Source organism: Aeromonas hydrophila subsp. hydrophila ATCC 7966 (assembly GCF_000014805.1).
GTDB lineage: Bacteria > Pseudomonadota > Gammaproteobacteria > Enterobacterales > Aeromonadaceae > Aeromonas > Aeromonas hydrophila.
Map to the genome: position 1 here is coordinate 4681694 of NC_008570.1, position 18307 is coordinate 4700000.

13 protein-coding genes, 1 tRNA gene and 2 rRNA genes (1 of these 16 only partly in view) are annotated in these 18307 nt (G+C 58.5%); 7 read left to right on the forward strand and 9 right to left on the reverse strand.

From position 1 onward, the window contains the following. Positions 1–56: 56 nt before the first annotated feature. From AHA_RS21355 to rfaD, 4 genes are all read right to left on the reverse strand, one after another. The gene (locus AHA_RS21355; protein WP_011707882.1) at positions 57–722 is read right to left on the reverse strand and encodes a glycosyltransferase family 25 protein; all 666 of its coding nucleotides are present in this window, start codon (positions 720–722) and stop codon (positions 57–59) included. Then, positions 719–1933, reverse strand: coding sequence for an O-antigen ligase family protein (locus AHA_RS21360; protein WP_011707883.1), 1215 nt, complete (start codon positions 1931–1933; stop codon positions 719–721). Before AHA_RS21360 ends, AHA_RS21355 begins: the two co-directional genes overlap by 4 nt. Before the next feature lie 3 nt (positions 1934–1936). Next, a complete protein-coding gene (locus AHA_RS21365; RefSeq protein ID WP_164927775.1) occupies positions 1937–3700 on the reverse strand; it encodes a polysaccharide deacetylase family protein in 1764 nt (587 codons plus the stop codon). 109 nt (positions 3701–3809) lie between these two features. Further along, entirely contained in the window at positions 3810–4766 is a 957-nt protein-coding gene (rfaD, locus tag AHA_RS21370) for an ADP-glyceromanno-heptose 6-epimerase (RefSeq protein WP_011707885.1), read from the reverse strand. Positions 4767–4922: 156 nt separating this feature from the next. On the opposite strand from rfaD, the gene AHA_RS21375 reads away from it, so the two are divergent. The 5 genes from AHA_RS21375 to AHA_RS21395 all read left to right on the forward strand — a co-directional run bounded on the left by AHA_RS21375 (position 4923) and on the right by AHA_RS21395 (position 10985). After that, on the forward strand, positions 4923–5567 hold the full coding sequence (locus tag AHA_RS21375; protein WP_011707886.1) for a TetR/AcrR family transcriptional regulator: 645 nt from the start codon (positions 4923–4925) through the stop codon (positions 5565–5567). Positions 5568–5682: 115 nt separating this feature from the next. Then, the gene (locus AHA_RS21380; RefSeq protein ID WP_011707887.1) at positions 5683–6873 is read left to right on the forward strand and encodes a glycine C-acetyltransferase; all 1191 of its coding nucleotides are present in this window, start codon (positions 5683–5685) and stop codon (positions 6871–6873) included. A 56-nt stretch (positions 6874–6929) separates the two neighbouring features. After that, positions 6930–7958 carry an L-threonine 3-dehydrogenase gene (gene tdh / locus AHA_RS21385; RefSeq protein ID WP_011707888.1) on the forward strand — a complete coding sequence of 343 codons (1029 nt, stop codon included), beginning with the start codon at positions 6930–6932 and terminating at the stop codon, positions 7956–7958. Positions 7959–8158: 200 nt separating this feature from the next. Beyond that, positions 8159–8614 (forward strand): c-type cytochrome, encoded by a 456-nt coding sequence (locus tag AHA_RS21390; RefSeq protein WP_016352378.1) that lies wholly within the window; start codon positions 8159–8161, stop codon positions 8612–8614. 85 nt (positions 8615–8699) lie between these two features. Then, entirely contained in the window at positions 8700–10985 is a 2286-nt protein-coding gene (locus AHA_RS21395; protein ID WP_011707890.1) for a putative bifunctional diguanylate cyclase/phosphodiesterase, read from the forward strand. Positions 10986–10992: 7 nt separating this feature from the next. Here the strand turns inward: AHA_RS21395 and rep are convergent, their stop codons facing one another. Next, positions 10993–13005 (reverse strand): DNA helicase Rep, encoded by a 2013-nt coding sequence (rep, locus tag AHA_RS21400; protein ID WP_011707891.1) that lies wholly within the window; start codon positions 13003–13005, stop codon positions 10993–10995. 152 nt (positions 13006–13157) lie between these two features. Between rep and AHA_RS21405 the strand changes: the two genes are divergently transcribed. Both AHA_RS21405 and AHA_RS21410 read left to right on the forward strand, forming a co-directional pair. After that, on the forward strand, positions 13158–14378 hold the full coding sequence (locus AHA_RS21405) for an aminotransferase class V-fold PLP-dependent enzyme (protein ID WP_011707892.1): 1221 nt from the start codon (positions 13158–13160) through the stop codon (positions 14376–14378). Positions 14379–14391: 13 nt separating this feature from the next. Beyond that, on the forward strand, positions 14392–14826 hold the full coding sequence (locus tag AHA_RS21410) for a SufE family protein (protein WP_164927776.1): 435 nt from the start codon (positions 14392–14394) through the stop codon (positions 14824–14826). Between the two features lie 17 nt (positions 14827–14843). Here AHA_RS21410 and tcdA read toward each other — a convergent pair whose 3' ends face one another. The 4 genes from tcdA to AHA_RS21430 all read right to left on the reverse strand — a co-directional run. After that, positions 14844–15680 carry a tRNA cyclic N6-threonylcarbamoyladenosine(37) synthase TcdA gene (tcdA, locus tag AHA_RS21415; RefSeq protein WP_011707894.1) on the reverse strand — a complete coding sequence of 279 codons (837 nt, stop codon included), beginning with the start codon at positions 15678–15680 and terminating at the stop codon, positions 14844–14846. A gap of 146 nt (positions 15681–15826) precedes the next feature. Beyond that, positions 15827–15903, reverse strand: a tRNA-Asp gene (locus tag AHA_RS21420). Positions 15904–16001: 98 nt separating this feature from the next. Next, a 5S ribosomal RNA gene (gene rrf, locus AHA_RS21425) occupies positions 16002–16116 on the reverse strand. 117 nt (positions 16117–16233) lie between these two features. Continuing rightward, a 23S ribosomal RNA gene (locus tag AHA_RS21430) occupies positions 16234–18307 on the reverse strand; it runs 815 nt beyond the window's last position.

The window sequence follows — 18307 nt, forward strand, 5'->3', positions numbered from 1 at the left end:
GCGTCGGCAAGGCTAACAGGGCTGCCAACCGACAGCCACCGTCGGCACGCCCAGTGCTATTTCAGATAGTGGCCGTAGGCTCTGTCATCTATGGTGGTGGTGAACAGATCCACATCCAGACAGCAGGGCTCCACCCCGGAGGCCGACAGGCCGTTGAGCTGCAAGCGGCCGGTCAGATAGTCGGAGGGCATCCGCAGCGGATAGGCGCACTGCAATAATTTTTTCGCCCCGGCCAGGGTCAGCACATACCCAGCGGTAGAGAGCACTCCTCGCTTGGAGGAGCGGCTGGGCGTCAGGTATCTGGCAAGCCGGTAGCCACCGGGCAGGGATGACAGGAATGGCCAGCGCTTGGCTTTGCCATGATGCAGGAAGACGATCTCGGACTGGCAGGAGTGCACTATCGTCTCGATGATCGCCTTGCTGTGCATGTGCAGGTAGATGTCATCCTCAAGCACCACGCAGCGATCGATACCCTCGGCGACGACGCGCTCATAAACTCGGATATGGCTCATGGCACAACCAATCTCGCCAAAACTCAGTGCATGGCCACACACTTCTTTCGCCAGCGCCAAATCCACCTTGGCCAGCTCGGCATTGCTCAGCGTCTTTCCGTCGGTTGCATCTACAAACTCGAAATCTATGCCCAGATGCGCCATCTGCTGGACAACCATCGCCCGTCGCTCAACGCTGCGAGCCAAACTGATGACAAAAACCGGAATCATGACGTACAGGTATCCTTTTTAAACTCATGGGCAAACCAGATGAAAACCAGGCTGAGCGTGTACAGATAGAGCACCCCTTGATGCTCAAACGGCACATCGCTTAGGGAGTTAATGACAAACGCGAGGGGAACCAGCACACCCGCCGAAATCCTGCTTATATTGTTCGCCGCCAGATAGAGCGGCAGGCCAAGAAAGATCACCAGTGCAATAAATCCTATGCTGCCGCGGATCACCAGATTCTGCATATATTGGTTATGGGCATGGGCCAGCTCCGAGCTAAGAATCGATGGAGATAGCACTCCGCTCTCAGCCTGCCTCCGCTTCAGTGCGTCAAACCCATTTGTCCCCACCCCGGCCAAGGGTGCATCCAAAAATCCTAGCCAGGCGCTCTGCCATGCCACAACGCGCAAGCCCCAAGATGAATCATATGAGCCTTCCTCTACCAACTTGAGATCCGACACGGCAGAGTGAACCCTGCTCTGTACCAGCTGATTGGTATGATAAATAACTCCAATTGAAGCCACGCAAAGCATGGCTACCGCAACGTATTTCCACGGCTTGAAGTAGGCTTTGTAGCAGATGACGTAGGCGAGAATGACTCCGAAGGCGAGCCAGACCCCCCGGCTCTGGGAGAGATAAAGTGCAAACAGGGCTGCCATCAAACCAACTAGGCTCCCCCCTCTCAACCATCCAGGCAGCCGTTCCTGCTGAAAGACGAACCAGTTGAGAATGACTAAGGTCAGCGCGGCCTGCGAAAAGAGAATGGCATTGGTAAACCCTTCCACCCTGTCAATGCCGTGCTGGTATTGCCAGATGCTGAGGATACCCAATCCCATCCCGCCCAGCACGATGGCCAGATAACCCAGCATCAACAGGCTCGGCTTGCGCGGCATCATCAGCGCAAAAACGAGGACATAAAACAGCCCGCGCATGACCCCGTATTGATCACCGTGGATCAACCGGTTGACGAAGATCATGGCAGCATAGACCAGCAGACCCCAGAGAATGCGACGATCTTTGAGCCCCACATCCCGTTGTTTGCCAACAAAGTAATTCAACAAACCGAATATACCGGTCACGGCCAGCAGATTGGATTGAATGCTCTGGCCGAAAGGGGCCAGAAACAGGCCACAAAAAGAAAAGATGATGGTCAGCCCAAACAGGGCAGTGGTAATTCTATCTAACAATTCAATATTTCTTTTACTGGGCATCAATCAAGACTTCCTGAAGACATAGTTACCCCGGATTTTGCGCCACAGGCCAAAAACATCGGTACGCGGGAAAATAGCAATACGACGGATCCTGAAAGGGTCCTGGTGCATGGCTCTGGGCCCGCTGTTGGTGGCCACCGCAAAACGATACCCTGCGGCTATAGCCTGCTCCTTGGCGCTCTCATCCATATCCCCATAAGGGTAGGCGAACGACAGCAGAGGGTGGCCGAGCAGGGCTTCGAGTTGTCGTTTGTTCTCTTGGATTTCATGAGCTTGCTGCTCGGGTGCAAGCTTGCTCAACCTGGGGTGGGTCAGGGTATGCCCGCCGATCTCCACATGACCGGAGGCCGTCAGCGCCTTGAGCTGCTCGCCATTCATCAGGTCCACCCGGGTGTCCGGGTTGCTCGCCTGTTCCACATCCCAGCGGTTATATCCTTCCCCCGTGACCACGTATACCACGGCTTTGTAACCATATTTTTCCAGCAGCGGCAGCATGCGGGTCAGGTTGTCCTGATAGCCGTCGTCGGCGGTGATCATTAGGTACTTCTTGCCGTACTGCAGCCGGTGAATGAAGCCCTTGTCCGCCAGATCGCGGAACGTCAGGGTCTCATAACCCAGCCACTTCAGCAGGCGCAGGTGCTTCTCGAACATGGCGATCGGCATCCAGGTGCCGTGCACCCCCTTCTCGCTGTCATGCTCGATGAAACGGTGGTACATGATGACCGGCATCTCGCGACGCAGGGTCTCGACCACCGCATCCTGATAGATGGACTCCAGGCCGGAGACCACTCCCGCCAAGCCATACTCGACCTGAATGCGCTGACGAATTGTGTCTGAAACGGTGCCACTGGCCAGGGCCGGGGCAATCTGCGCCTTCAGTGCGGCAAAATCGATCGCCAGATCCTGGGGGCCGATATCGCCGAAGTTGCTGGCCAGCGCCTCATCCAGATTGTGCTCGGTCACCAGCCCGATGGCCTTGGCCTCACCGATGGCAAAGGCGGGACGACCGCAGAGCAGGGCCTCCATCGCCACCCGACCGGCCCCGATCACCAGATCGCATTGCGCCATCAGCGCAGGGACATCCTCCACGTAGCCGACGAAATCGACCCGCTCCTGAAAACGCTGGAAACGCGCCGGCAGCTGGCTGCCGCTCACCACCTTCACCTGGCAGGCGTCCAGATCCAGCACCTCATCCAGCAACCGATAGCAGAGCTCACCCTTGGGGCCGCTCAGCCGGCCTACGATCGCGATCACCGGTCTAGCATTGGTCGGGGCCGGCACTGGCTGGAACTTGTCGGTTTCGATGCCGTTGCGCAGCACCTGCACGATAGCCGGGTCAACGCCAAGGTTGTCGATGATCTGGTGGGCGATATCCTCGCAAACGGCAACCGCCCTGAACCCAAGGGCATGGAAGGCCTTGCGGGAGGCATGCACCGGCTGGCGGCCGTGCACCGTGGTGATCATGGAAGTGCCGGTCAGCATGCAGGCCACATAGCTGCTCCAGCCAGAGGCGCGGGAGTGGGCATGCACCAGCTGGATATGGTGTTTCTTGATCAGATAGATAAGGTAGAAGACGTGCCAGAAGCGGCGCAGAATGCTGCGCTTGTTGAATCGCAGCTTGAACACCTCACCCAGAGTGGGCTTGGTCAAGGTGTCCGATACGTAGAAAACCTGGTGGCCACGCCGGGTCAGTTCGTTACCGACCGTGGTGGCATAGACCTCAGCGCCCGTCACTTCGAGCTGGGAGAGTGCCATCAATATGTTCATTGCGTGGTTACCCGGTAGAGACTGAGAAAAACCGTGACAAACAACAGAGCCGGAAGCAGGTATGGCCTGCTTCCGGCTTGTCTGCATATAGCGATGTAAAACTCACCCGTTAGCGGTTGAGCCACGCCATATAATCCGCGACCCCTTCGGCCACGGTTTTGAACTCGGCGTCATAGCCGACGCCACGCAGCTTGGTCATGTCAGCCTGAGTGAAGCTCTGATAGCGACCCTTGAGGTGATCCGGGAAGGGAATATACTCGATGGCACCCTTCTGATGATGCTTGATCACTGCTTCGGCCACGTTCTGGAACGGTTCGGCCCGACCGGTACCACAGTTGAAGATGCCGGAGTGCTGCGGATTCAGCCAGAACCAGAGGTTCACCTTGCAGACGTCATCCACATAGATGAAATCGCGCATCTGGCCGCCGTTGGGGAAACCGTCGCAGCCTTCGAACAGCTTGGGATTCTCGCCCTTCTTCACCTGGGTATTGAGGTGGAAGGCAACCGAGGCCATGGAGCCCTTGTGCTGCTCGCGCGGGCCATAGACGTTGAAGTACTTGAGGCCGACCACCTGGGAGTTGATCTCCGGCATCCAGCGACGCACGTACTGGTCGAACAGCTGCTTGGAGTAGCCGTAGACGTTGAGCGGCTGCTCGAACTTCGGATCTTCGATGAAGTTGTCGTTGCGCCCGCCATAGGTTGCAGCAGAGGAGGCGTAGATGAACGGAATTTCACGCTCGATGCAGTAGTGGAACAGATCCTTGGAGTACTCGTAGTTGACCTCCATGATGAACTTGCCATTCCACTCGGTGGTGGCGGAGCAGGCACCTTCGTGGAAGATCACCTCGATGCCGCCATCCCACTCTTCAAATTCGTCGCCGGAGACGATCCGCGCCTGGAACTCATCCTTATCCATGTAATCGGCAATGGTCAGATCGACCAGATTGACGAACTTGGTGCCGTCGGTCAGGTCATCGATGACCACCACATCGGTCCGTCCTTGAGCGTTCAGCTGCTTGACCAGATTGCTGCCGATAAAGCCAGCACCGCCAGTTACTACGATCATGGAGTTTGCCTCGCGTACGTTGATGGCCACGTGTGACTGCCTGTTAAAGCTGTGTATAGTGAGCCAATTTGAAATTGCCGAAAAGTTTATCACGGGCCGCAAGGGGATTCGACCTTGACGATTTCACCGGCCAGGGGCCCGGCAGAGGGAACAGCGATGAAAACCAGAGACAGGATCATTCACAGCGCCACCGAGCTGTTCAACGATCAGGGTGAGCGCAACATCACCACCAACCACATTGCCGCCCATCTGGGCATCAGCCCGGGCAACCTCTATTACCACTTCCGCAATAAAGAAGACATCATCCACTCCATCTTCGACCAGTACGCCCGCCACCTGAGCGAGAGCTTCACGCCGGCGCGCAGCGACGAGATCAAGCTGGAAAACCTGATGGGCTATCTGGATGCCATCTTCTATCTGATGTGGCAGTTTCGCTTCTTCTACGCCAATCTGCCGGACATCCTGAGCCGCGATGAGCCGCTGCAGCAAAAGTACCTCAAGGCCCAGGAGCAGTTGCGCGCCGCCGTGGTGGCCCTGCTCAGAAGCCTGCGCGAGGGCGGCATCATAAATGTCAGCGACGAGGATCTGCCGGATCTGGGCCAGACCATCAAGATGGTGGTCACCTGCTGGATCCCGTTCCAGATTGCCCAGGCCCCCAACACCCGCATCACCAAGCCGTTGCTCTATCAGGGTGTCTTGCGGGTACTGTTTCTGCTGCGCCCCTATGTGCAGCCCCAGGTGGCCGACCAGATCCGCCAGCTGGAACAGCACTATCGTCAACTGGCCCAACCAGCCGGGTGAGATCTGTTTCACAATTGTTGAATGTCAGCACAATCATTTGAATTCACCGCAACAGATTGCAGTAAAATACTGCCCATTGTTGATAATCAGCTGAAATAGCCAATAAGGATCGAGGATGTCTAACGGATTCTATCGTCACCTGACCGAGCAGCTTGAGCAGGTGCAGGCTGAAGGGTTGTACAAGCAGGAGAGCGTCATCACCTCGGCCCAGCAGGCCCGGATTGCGGTGGGCGGCGAGCAGGTGCTGAACTTCTGTGCCAACAACTATCTGGGACTGGCCAACCACCCGGACCTGATTGCAGCGGCTCATCAGGGGCTGGACAGCCACGGCTTCGGCATGGCCTCGGTCCGTTTCATCTGCGGCACCCAGGATCAGCACAAGGAGCTGGAGCAGAAGATGTCTGCCTTCCTCGGCACCGAAGACACCATCCTCTACTCCTCCTGCTTCGATGCCAATGGCGGTCTGTTCGAAACCCTGTTCGGTGCCGAAGACGCCATCATCTCCGATGCTCTCAACCACGCCTCCATCATCGACGGGGTCCGGCTGTGCAAGGCCAAGCGCTATCGCTACGCCAACAACGACATGGCCGAGCTGGAAGCCCAGCTCAAGCAGGCTGACGCCGACGGCGCCCGCTTCAAGCTGATCGCCACCGACGGCGTCTTCTCCATGGATGGCGTCATTGCCGACCTCAAATCCATCTGCGATCTGGCCGACAAATACGACGCCCTGGTGATGGTGGACGACTCCCACGCCGTCGGCTTCATCGGCGAGAACGGCCGCGGCACCCATGAATACTGTGGCGTGATGGACAGGGTCGACATCATCACCGGTACCCTGGGCAAGGCGCTCGGCGGTGCCTCCGGTGGCTACACCTCCGGCAAAAAGGAGGTGATCGACTGGTTGCGCCAGCGCTCCCGCCCCTATCTCTTCTCCAACTCGCTGGCCCCCTCCATCGTCGCCGCCACCATCAAGGTGATCGACATGCTGGCCGACGGGCATGCGCTGCGCTCCAGCCTCAAGGAGAACAGCCAATACTTCCGCGAGCGGATGAGCGCCGCCGGCTTCACCCTGGCCGGGGCTGATCACGCCATCATTCCGGTGATGCTGGGTGACGCCAAACTGGCCGCCGAGATGGCAAGCCGCATGCTGGCCGCCGGCATCTACGTGGTGGGCTTCTCCTTCCCGGTGGTGCCCAAGGGTCAGGCCCGCATCCGCACCCAGATGTCCGCCGCCCACACTCGTGAGCAGCTGGACAAGGCCATCGATGCCTTCATTCGCATCGGCCGCGAACTCGACATCATCTGATTTGAATCAAGGGGCCTGGCGCCCCTTCTTTCTGCATTCATCGTGAAGGAACAACCATGAAAGCGCTCTCCAAACTGCACAAAGAAGTCGGCATCTGGATGACGGACGTACCGGCCCCCGAACTCGGCCACAACGACCTGCTGATCAAGATCCGCAAGACCGCCATCTGTGGCACCGACATCCATATCTACAACTGGGACGAGTGGTCACAGAAGACCATCCCGGTGCCCATGGTGGTCGGCCACGAATACGTCGGGGAAGTGGTCGCCATCGGCCAGGAAGTGCGCGGCTTCGCGGTTGGAGACCGGGTATCCGGTGAAGGCCACATCACCTGTGGTCACTGCCGCAATTGCCGTGCCGGCCGCACCCACCTGTGCCGCAATACCATAGGTGTCGGCGTCAACCGCCCCGGCGCCTTCGCCGAGTATCTGGTGATCCCGGCCTTCAACGCCTTCAAGCTGCCGGACAACGTCCCCGATGAACTGGCCGCCATCTTCGATCCGTTCGGCAACGCGGTGCACACCGCCCTCTCCTTCGACCTGGTCGGTGAAGACGTGCTGATCACCGGCGCCGGCCCCATCGGCATCATGGCCGCCGCCGTCTGCCGCCACGTGGGTGCCCGCCACGTGGTGATCACCGACGTCAACGAATACCGGCTCGAGCTGGCCCGCAAGATGGGCGCCACCCGCGCCGTCAACGTGACCAAGGAACAGCTCAGCGGCGTGATGAGCGAACTCGGCATGACCGAAGGGTTCGACGTGGGGCTGGAGATGTCCGGCGTGCCCAGCGCCTTCCAGGACATGATCGACAAGATGAACCACGGCGGCAAAATCGCCATGCTCGGCATCCCCCCCGCTACCATGGCCATCGACTGGGGCAAGGTGATCTTCAAGGGACTGTTTATCAAAGGGATCTACGGTCGTGAGATGTTCGAGACCTGGTACAAGATGGCCAGCCTGATCCAGTCCGGGCTGGATCTCTCCCCCATCATCACCCATCGCTTCCACATCGACGACTTCCAGCAAGGGTTCGATGCCATGCGCTCAGGCCAGTCCGGCAAGGTGATCCTCAGCTGGGACAAATAAGCCTTTCGTCCCGCCCATGAGATGAAACCCGGTGAAAACCGGGTTTCTTTTTTTCGGGCCAGCCTCGCCAGTTTGTGATCTGACGAAGAAACTTTGCACGCAGAGTGCTTAACACTTCACACACAAGCGTTTAAATGGCTGTAACTATTCGGTTATAATCCAGTCGTTTTCTAGGGATAATAAAAGCCTGCTGGGAGTACATGAGCGTGTTGAAAAAACTGAGCTATTTGCTGGCGGTCGGGATGACGGCCGCCAGTTTGTCCGGTGTGGTGCTTGCTGCCGATGATATGTCACCGGAGGCAATTGCCGAGCGGATCAAGCCTGTCGGTCAAGTCTATACCGCCAAGGATCTGGAAGGGATTGCGACCGCAGGCGCAGCCCCTGCGGCGACAGCGGCATCTGGTCCGCGCGACGGCGAAGCCGTGTTCAAGGGCGCCTGCTTCGCCTGCCACGATGCCGGCATCGCCGGTGCACCCAAGCGTGGCGACAAGGCCGCCTGGGAACCACGTATCGCCCAAGGCATTGAAACACTTAAGAAACACGCCATTGCCGGCTTCGCAGGCAAGACCGGTGTGATGCCGCCACGAGGAACTTGCGCCACCTGTAGCGATGAAGAGATCGAAAACGCCATTCACTACATGATCGACAAGCTCTAAGTGTTTGAAAGGGCCGCATTTGCGGCCCTTTCAATCTGATGACTTCCGGCTACTCTTTGTAGGGTAGGCAAACCGGGAGTTACTCATGTCAGCGCAACCAATAGCACCCCATTACTCGACTCCCTTGCTGGCGTTGGTCTCCGCTATTATGGATTTCCCCGCCCCCTCCGCCGCTACTTCCAAAGATTACGACACCCTGATCCAGCAGCTGAACCAGCTCTGCCCGCTGCAGCATTTCGGCATGCTCGGCTTGTCGGAAGCCGGCCTGCAGTGGGTATGCGAATACCAGATCTCCGACAGCTTCAAGTTGCAGCTGGGGCTGGAAGAGTCGCGCATCACCGATCAACTGACCCAGCTCGATGAAGCCGATGGCTGGTGCTCGCTGCCGGTCGAGCATGGTCAGGTCCAGTGGCTGCTGGCATGCTGCCAGCCCAAGGAACTGCCAACCCTGCGCCTGTTGCTGGAGTGCCTGGCCAAGCGGTTGAACGAGACCCAGGCAGGCTCCCAGCTATCGGAGCTGGCCTCACCGCTGATCCGCAAAGACCCTGACTGGCAGAAGAAGATCGAGAGCATCAACCGCATCATCCGGCTGGCCAACACCTTGCCCAGTCAGGCGCTGTTCTCCCAGCTCGAGGCAGTCCTGCGCCAGATGCTGGCCATTCAGGACATGCTGCTGGTGCGCATCGACAGCCACCGGCTCGAGAAGATCTATCCGGAGCAGCCTCCCCACAGCGACGAGTTCATCACCGGGCTGTGCCACAGCACCAACAACATGGAACAGCACAAGGAGCAGCTCTACTGGTACAGCCAACCGCTGCGCCTTCAGCAGCAGTATTTCGCCCACTTTCTCATCAGCCTGCAGCACCCACTGGAAACCGATGATCGACTGTTTCTCGACTTCCTGCGCAGCCAGCTCACCCTGCTGCTGGAGCTGAGGCGGATCCGCCAGCAGCTGCACGACATCAACTCGGAAGATTCCATCAACCAGCGCCTGCAGCAGTTGCGTCAGACCAACCTCAGGCTACAAAAGCAGCTCAAGCAGCATCAGGAGCTGGAACGCCGGCTGCAGTTCGACGCCCTGCACGATCCGCTGACTCAGCTGCCCAACCGTGCCCTGCTGATGAATCACCTCAACCATGCCATGACCCACTTTCACCGCTACAAGTCGCCCGGGTTTTCGCTGATCTTCATCGATGTGGACCATTTCAAGCAGGTCAACGACACCCTGGGCCACAGCGCCGGTGACCAACTGCTCAAGGAGATGAGCCGCCGTCTGCAGACCTGCATTCGGCAGAACGACATGGTGGCCAGGCTGGGCGGGGATGAATTCGTCATCTATCTGGACAACAGCAAGACCGAAGAGGATATCAGCCCGGTTCTCAACCGCATCATCAGCCGCCTCTCCTACCCTTTTCGACTGATGGGCAACGAGCTGGGTATCACGGTCAGTCTGGGGGTGGCCAGCGTATCGGAACAGACCTCCGACATCAGCCAGCTGCTTCATCAGGCCGACTTGGCCATGTACCAGGCCAAACGCAACGGCCGCAGTCGCATCGTCAGCTATTCGGAAGAGTGCTCGGTCCAGACCTGGGCCTCGCCGGAAGAGATGTTGGCAAGAGCGCTGCGTGAAGGGCGCATCGTCCCCTATTTTCAGCCGGTGATCCGGCTCAAGGACAGCCGGCTGACCGGGCTGGAGGTGATGGCCCGCTGGATCACCGAAGAGGGGGTGCTCAAGGACGCGTTCGACTTTATCCCGCTGGCGGAGCAGTGCGGTCTGATTCAGGAGCTGGACTACCAGATCCTGAGCCACACCTGCCAACAATTGAAGGAGTGGCTGCCGCTGTCAGGCCAGAGCAAGTTCAAGGTGGCCATTAACTTGTCCGGCAAGCATCTGGTCAGTCATGAGCAGATCATGAAGTTGGTTGAAATCATCGAATCCGAGGGGATAGCCCCCGGTTATCTGATCTTCGAGTTCAATGAGCGGGAGCTGTCACGGCAGGATTCCGATGCCCTCACCTCGTTGCACGAACTGAGAGCCAAGGGTATCCAGATCAGTCTGGATGACTTTGGGACCGGGTTTTCGTCCCTCAACGCCCTGTTCCACTTTCCGGTGGACTACATCAAGGTGGATGACAGCTTCACTCATCGCATGCTGCAGTCACCCAAGGATCTCGCCCTCATCCGAGCCATGCGCGACATCTGCCAGGATCTGGACTTCACCTTGGTGGTGGAGGGCATCGAAAACCAGCAGCAACTGCAGAAACTGATCGATCTGGGCTGCTTGATGGGCCAGGGGCGCTATATCTCGCCGCCCATGCCCGGAGCCGATATCACGCCCCTACTCACCCAGACCAAGAGCGAGCGTGGCTAACCGCCACTCAATCCTTCTTGAACAGCGCTCTCAGGTTGGCGACCCCGACCTGCCCCTTCTGTTGGCGCTCCTCGGCCGTCACCTTCTTCTGGTTTTCCCACTCCAGATCGTCCTGCGGCAGTTCCAGCAGGAAGCGACTCGGCTCCGGCCGCACCGACTCGCCGTACTGGCGCCGCTCCTTACAGAGGGTAAAAGTCAGTTCGGTCTGGGCCCGGGTGATACCCACATAGGCAAGGCGCCGCTCCTCCTCCACGTTGTCCTCGTCGATGCTGGTCTGGTGGGGCAGCAGGCCCTCCTCCATGCCCACCATGTAGACGTAGGGAAACTCCAGCCCCTTGGAGGCGTGCAGGGTCATCAGCTGCACTTGGTCAGCCTCGTCCTCCCCCTCGTTGCGCTCCATCATGTCACGCAAGGTGAGCCGGGTAACCACCTGAGCCAGCGTCATCGCTTCCTCCAGCTCATCTCCCTCCAGCATCTCGGTGATCCAGCGGTAAAGGGTGGAGACGTTCTGCATCCGCATCTCTGCCGCCTTCGGGCTGGGAGAGGTCTCGTAGAGCCACTCCTCGTAGTGGATCTCCTTGATCATGTCCCGCACCGCCTCCACCGGATTGCCGCGCAGCGCCTGATCGCCGAGCCGCACCAGCCAGTTGGTGAAGGCCTGCAGGGCGGATAGACCACGCCCGGAGAGATGTTGCTCCAGCCCCAGCTCGAAGCTGGCAGCAAACAGGCTCTTGCCGCGCTGGTTGGCATACTGTCCCAGTTTTTCGAGGGTAGTGGGACCTATCTCGCGGCGCGGCAGGTTGACCACCCGCAGGAAGGCGGTGTCCTCGTCCGGGTTAACCAGCAGCTTGAGGTAGGCCATGATGTCCTTGATCTCGGTGCGGGAGAAAAACGAGGTGCCCCCGGAGATACGGTAGGGAATACGGTTGGTCATCAGCGCCTTCTCGAAGATGCGCGACTGATGGTTGCCCCGATAGAGGATGGCGTAATCCTTGAACCGGGTGCGGTTCATGAACTTGTGGCCCATCAGCTCGGCGGCGATACGCTCCGCCTCGTGCTCCTCATTCTTGGCAAACAGCACCTTGAGCTTCACCCCTTCATCAAGCTCGGAGAAGAGCGCCTTGTCATAGACGTGGGGGTTGTTGGCGATCAGGATGTTGGCGCACTTGAGGATGCGCTTCTTGGAACGGTAGTTCTGCTCCAGCTTAATGAGTTTGAGGCTGGGAAAATCCTCGTTCAGCAGCACCAGGTTCTGCGGCTTGGCACCGCGCCAGGAGTAAATGGACTGGTCATCGTCTCCCACCACGGTAAAACGGGCCCGCTCGCCGACAATCTGCTTCACCAGCTCGTACTGGCTGGTGTTGGTGTCCTGATATTCGTCGACCAGCAGATAACGGATCTTGTTCTGCCAGCGGGTACGCACCTCCTCGTTACTCTTGAGCAACAGGGTCGGCATCACGATGAGATCGTCAAAATCCAGCGCGTTGTAGGCCACCATCTGACGGTGATAGCGTTCATAGAGCTGGGCCAGCAACACTTCCTCCGGGCCGCGGGCGATGCGCATGGCGCGAGCCGGCAGGATGAGGTCGTTCTTCCAGTTGGAGATCTGGCTGATGAGGGCCGAGAGCTTGTCCTTGTCGTTATCGAGCTCCGCCTCGGTCAGCTCTTTCAGCAGCGCCAGCTGATCGGTATCGTCAAACAGGGAAAAATTGGCCTTGAGGTTCAGGCTCTTGTGCTCGCGGCGGATGACCTCGAGCCCCAAAGTGTGGAAGGTGGAGACCATCAGCCCCCGTGCCTCCTTGCGACCCAGAGTCTGGCCGACCCGCTCTTTCATCTCTCTCGCGGCCTTGTTGGTAAAGGTCACGGCGGCGATGTTGCGCGCGTTGTAGCCACACTGCTGTACCAGATAGGCAATCTTGTTGGTGATGACGCGGGTCTTGCCCGATCCGGCCCCCGCCAGCACCAGGCAAGGGCCGGAGACAAACTTGACCGCTTCGTTCTGATTGGGGTTGAGCTTCATGGGCCGGATCTCTTGGCTTATGATGAGGGGCGGCATTGTAACAGAGATCCCGCAGGCAGCCGAAACCGCAGGCAATATCCCGCCACTGCGCCTTGTGTTTGGCCGCCATTTTCCGGATCATGGCCGACTTTTCCAGATGATATGAGGGGAGCATGAACCAGCAACAGCACGCTCGGCTGCGCAGCCAGTTTCCGGCCTTGGCGCAAGAGGTCAACGGCCACCCTCTGATCTATCTGGACAACGCCGCCACTACCCAGAAGCCCCAGGTGGTACTGGATGCCATCGCACATTACTACAGCGCCGACAACGCCAACGTACACCGCGCCGCCCATGCCCTGAGCGGCCGCGCCACCCGTGCCTTCGAGGCCGCCCGCGAGACGGTTGCCCGCTTTATCAATGCGCCTCACAGTCGCGAGGTGATCTGGACCCGTGGCACTACTGAGGCGATCAATCTGGTGGCCCAGAGCTGGGGCATGAGCGAGCTCAAGGCGGGAGACGAGATAGTGCTCAGCACCCTGGAGCACCACGCCAACATCGTCCCCTGGCAGCTGATTGCCCAGCGTACCGGCGCCGTGATCCGGGTCATCCCCCTCGATGAACGGGGCGATCTCGATCTGGCGGCCTATCACGCCATGCTGGAGCCACGCACCCGGCTGGTGAGCGTGGCCCACGTCTCCAATGCCCTTGGCACCGTCAATCCAGTCAAAGAGATGGTGGCGGCGGCCAAGGCGGTCGGGGCCCTGACCCTGATCGACGGGGCCCAGGCGGTGGCTCATCTCGAGGTGGATGTACAGGCCATCGGCTGCGACTTCTACGCATTCTCCGGCCACAAGCTCTATGGCCCGACCGGGATCGGCGTGCTGTGGGGCCGCACCGAACTGCTGGAGCGGATGCCACCCTGGCAAGCGGGGGGCGAGATGATCGACAGAGTCAGCTTCGCCGGCACCACCTTCAACACCCTGCCTTTCAAGTTTGAAGCCGGCACTCCCCATATTGCCGGCGCCATCGGCCTCGCCGCTGCCATCGACTTTGTGATGGAGCAGGACAAGGATTCATTGGCCAGCCATGAAGCGGCGCTGACCAACTATCTGGTTGCCGGACTGCAACAGGTGCCGGGGCTACGCTTGGTCGGCGAACCTCGCCAGCGCGCCGGCGCCGTCTCCTTCCTGCTGGAGGATATCCACCCGCAGGACGCCGCCACCCTGCTCGACATGCAGGGGATCGCGCTGCGGGTCGGCCATCACTGCGCCATGCCGCTGATGGAATCGCTCGGTATCGGCGGTACCCTGCGCGCCTCGCTGGCCTGCTACAACAATCGGGACGATGTCGACGCCCTGCTGGCCGCCCTGCACAAACTCAGTGACTTCTTCTAAGGCAGACAATCCAATGAACAGCCTCACAACCTATACCCGAATAGGCGTTGAGCCCGACGCAAATAGCATCCGTCAGCAATTTGCGGCAGCAAACGGCTGGGAGAACCAGTACCGGCTCATTATCCAGCTCGGCAAGCAGCTGCCTGCACTGCCCGGCGAATGGCAGCAGGAGGCATTTCGCCTCAAGGGATGTGAAAGCCAGGCCTGGCTGAAAGGGGAGAAAGGCGAGGATGGTAACTGGCACTTTGCCTGCGATTCCGATGCCCGCATCGTGCGCGGCCTTATCGTCATCGTGCTGGCGGCGCTCAACCACCAACCCGCAGCAGCGATCCAGTCCTTCGACATGGAGAGCTATTTCAGCGAACTGGGACTTGAGAAACACTTGAGCCCGTCACGGGGCAACGGGCTCAGAGCTATCGTGTTGGCAATCCGGGGGCAGGCCGTCTAACCCGCCTTGTCGGTCGATTAGGCTTCGCCAATCGACCCTGCTTCTTCATTCCCGGCCTCTTTCTCGGCACGGGCTCCCCGCTCGGCAATCTTCTTCAATACCCGGGAAGCCGCGACCAAGCCAAAGGTAGCCGTCACCGGCGTTACGGCTCCGAAGCCGGAGGCACAATCCATCTTCATATTGCCGTCGCTGGCCGCCTTGGCCTGGCAGGTGCCGCCATTGCCATCCGGATAACTCAGCTGCTCGGTTGAGAAGACACACTCCACCCCGAATTTGCGCGCCGGATTCTTGCTGAAGTTGTGCAGTCGGCGCAGGTCGGAGCGCACCTTGGCGGCCAGCGGATCCTGAATAGTCTTGGCAAGATCCGCCACGGTGATCTGGGTCGGGTCCATCTGCCCGCCGGCACCACCCGCCACGATCACCGGGATCTTGTTGCGCTTGCAGAAGGCAATCAGCGCCACCTTGGCCTTGACCGAGTCGATGGCATCCACCACATAGTCAAACTCCCGCTTGATGTGCTCGGCCAGGTTGTCGGCGGTGACGAAATCATCCACCTCGATCACCTCGCAATCTGGATTGATGGCACGGATGCGCTCGGCCATCACCTCCGTCTTGAGACGACCGACCGTGCCCTGCATGGCATGGATCTGGCGATTGGTGTTGGTGATGCAGATGTCATCCATGTCGATCAGGGTGATCTGGTTGATGCCGGCCCGAGCCAGCGCCTCGGCCGCCCAGGAGCCGACGCCACCTATCCCGACCACACAGACTTTCGCCTGGCTGAAGGAGCGCAGCGCACTCTGACCATAAAGACGGGCAATGCCCCCGAATCGCTGTAGATACTCTGCTTTCATACCACCACCTTGCTTGAGGGCGGCCATTATAGCGGCAACCTCTCTCAGGGGCGATGATCGGATGATGGCGGTGTTGATGTGAGGGAAAATGCGTGCGGTATCGGAAACGAAAAAAAGCCCAGTCTTTCGACTGGGCTTCTTGTTAGTGGCGGAGCGGACGGGACTCGAACCCGCGACCCCCGGCGTGACAGGCCGGTATTCTAACCGACTGAACTACCGCTCCGCTGTCTGGTTAGCTTTTTGCTAAATTGTCTGCCGCTTCATTGAGGTGTCATCCTCGCAGCCAGTAATGTGATTCTTCACATCACTGTTTGATTGGGTGCCTGGCAGTGTCCTACTCTCGCATGGCGAATGCCACACTACCATCGGCGCTACCGCGTTTCACTTCTGAGTTCGGCAAGGGATCAGGTGGTTCCACGGCGCTATGGCCGCCAGGCAAATTCTTCAATCTTAGAAAGCTGACGTGAATAACGAACTGCCTGTTGGCGTCGCTATCACTGAATTAGTAGTTCGTTCATTCGCTACAAGGCCCAGAACACTTCTTGGGTGTTGTATGGTTAAGCCTCACGGGTAATTAGTATGGGTTAGCTCAACACGTCGCCGCGCTTACACACCCCACCTATCAACGTTGTGGTCTCCAACGGCCCTTTAGGACCCTCAAGGGGTCAGGGATGACTCATCTCAGGGCTCGCTTCCCGCTTAGATGCTTTCAGCGGTTATCGATTCCGAACTTAGCTACCGGGCAGTGCCACTGGCGTGACAACCCGAACACCAGAGGTTCGTTCACTCCGGTCCTCTCGTACTAGGAGCAACTCCCTTCAATCATCCAACGCCCACGGCAGATAGGGACCGAACTGTCTCACGACGTTCTGAACCCAGCTCGCGTACCACTTTAAATGGCGAACAGCCATACCCTTGGGACCGACTTCAGCCCCAGGATGTGATGAGCCGACATCGAGGTGCCAAACACCGCCGTCGATATGAACTCTTGGGCGGTATCAGCCTGTTATCCCCGGAGTACCTTTTATCCGTTGAGCGATGGCCCTTCCATTCAGAACCACCGGATCACTATGACCTACTTTCGTACCTGCTCGACCTGTCCGTCTCGCAGTTAAGCTGGCTTATGCCATTGCACTAACCTCCTGATGTCCGACCAGGATTAGCCAACCTTCGTGCTCCTCCGTTACTCTTTGGGAGGAGACCGCCCCAGTCAAACTACCCACCAGGCACTGTCCGCGACCCCGATTCAGGGGCCTGCGTTAGAACATCAAACATACAAGGGTGGTATTTCAAGGACGGCTCCAGCGCAACTGGCGTCACGCCTTCAAAGCCTCCCACCTATCCTACACATGTAGGTTCAATGTTCAGTGCCAAGCTGTAGTAAAGGTTCACGGGGTCTTTCCGTCTAGCCGCGGGTACACCGCATCTTCACGGCGAATTCGATTTCACTGAGTCTCGGGTGGAGACAGCATGGCCATGGTTACACCATTCGTGCAGGTCGGAACTTACCCGACAAGGAATTTCGCTACCTTAGGACCGTTATAGTTACGGCCGCCGTTTACCGGGGCTTCGATCAAGAGCTTCGCTTGCGCTAACCCCATCAATTAACCTTCCGGCACCGGGCAGGTGTCACACCCTATACGTCCACTTTCGTGTTTGCAGAGTGCTGTGTTTTTGATAAACAGTCCCAGCCATCTGGTCACTGCGACTCCCAACTGCTCCATCCGCAAGGGACTTCACTGTCAAGAGCGAACCTTCTCCCGAAGTTACGGTTCTATTTTGCCTAGTTCCTTCACCCGAGTTCTCTCAAGCGCCTTGGTATTCTCTACCCGACCACCTGTGTCGGTTTGGGGTACGATGACTTGTAATCTGAAGCTTAGAGGCTTTTCCTGGAAGCAGGGCATCAATGGCTTCCGCACCGTAGTGCGTTCGTCTCGTGTCTCAGTGTTGTGTCTCCGGATTTGCCTAGAAACACCACCTACGCACTTTCACCAGGACAACCGTCGCCTGGCCCACCTAGCCTTCTCCGTCCCCCCATCGCAATTACAAGTCGTGCAGGAATATTAACCTGCTTCCCATCGACTACGCCTTTCGGCCTCGCCTTAGGGGTCGACTCACCCTGCCCCGATTAACGTTGGACAGGAACCCTTGGTCTTCCGGCGAGGAGGCTTTTCACCCCCTTTATCGTTACTTACGTCAGCATTCGCACTTCTGATATCTCCAGCATGCCTCTCGACACACCTTCGCAGACTTACAGAACGCTCCCCTACCACTCACGCTTAGCGTGAATCCGCGGCTTCGGTGCCTGGTTTGAGCCCCGTTACATCTTCCGCGCAGGCCGACTCGACTAGTGAGCTATTACGCTTTCTTTAAATGATGGCTGCTTCTAAGCCAACATCCTAGCTGTCTGAGCCTTCCCACATCGTTTCCCACTTAACCAGAACTTTGGGACCTTAGCCGGCGGTCTGGGTTGTTTCCCTCTTCACGACGGACGTTAGCACCCGCCGTGTGTCTCCCGGATAGTACTTACTGGTATTCGGAGTTTGCATGGGGTTGGTAAGTCGGGATGACCCCCTAGCCCAAACAGTGCTCTACCCCCAGTAGTATTCGTCCGAGGCGCTACCTAA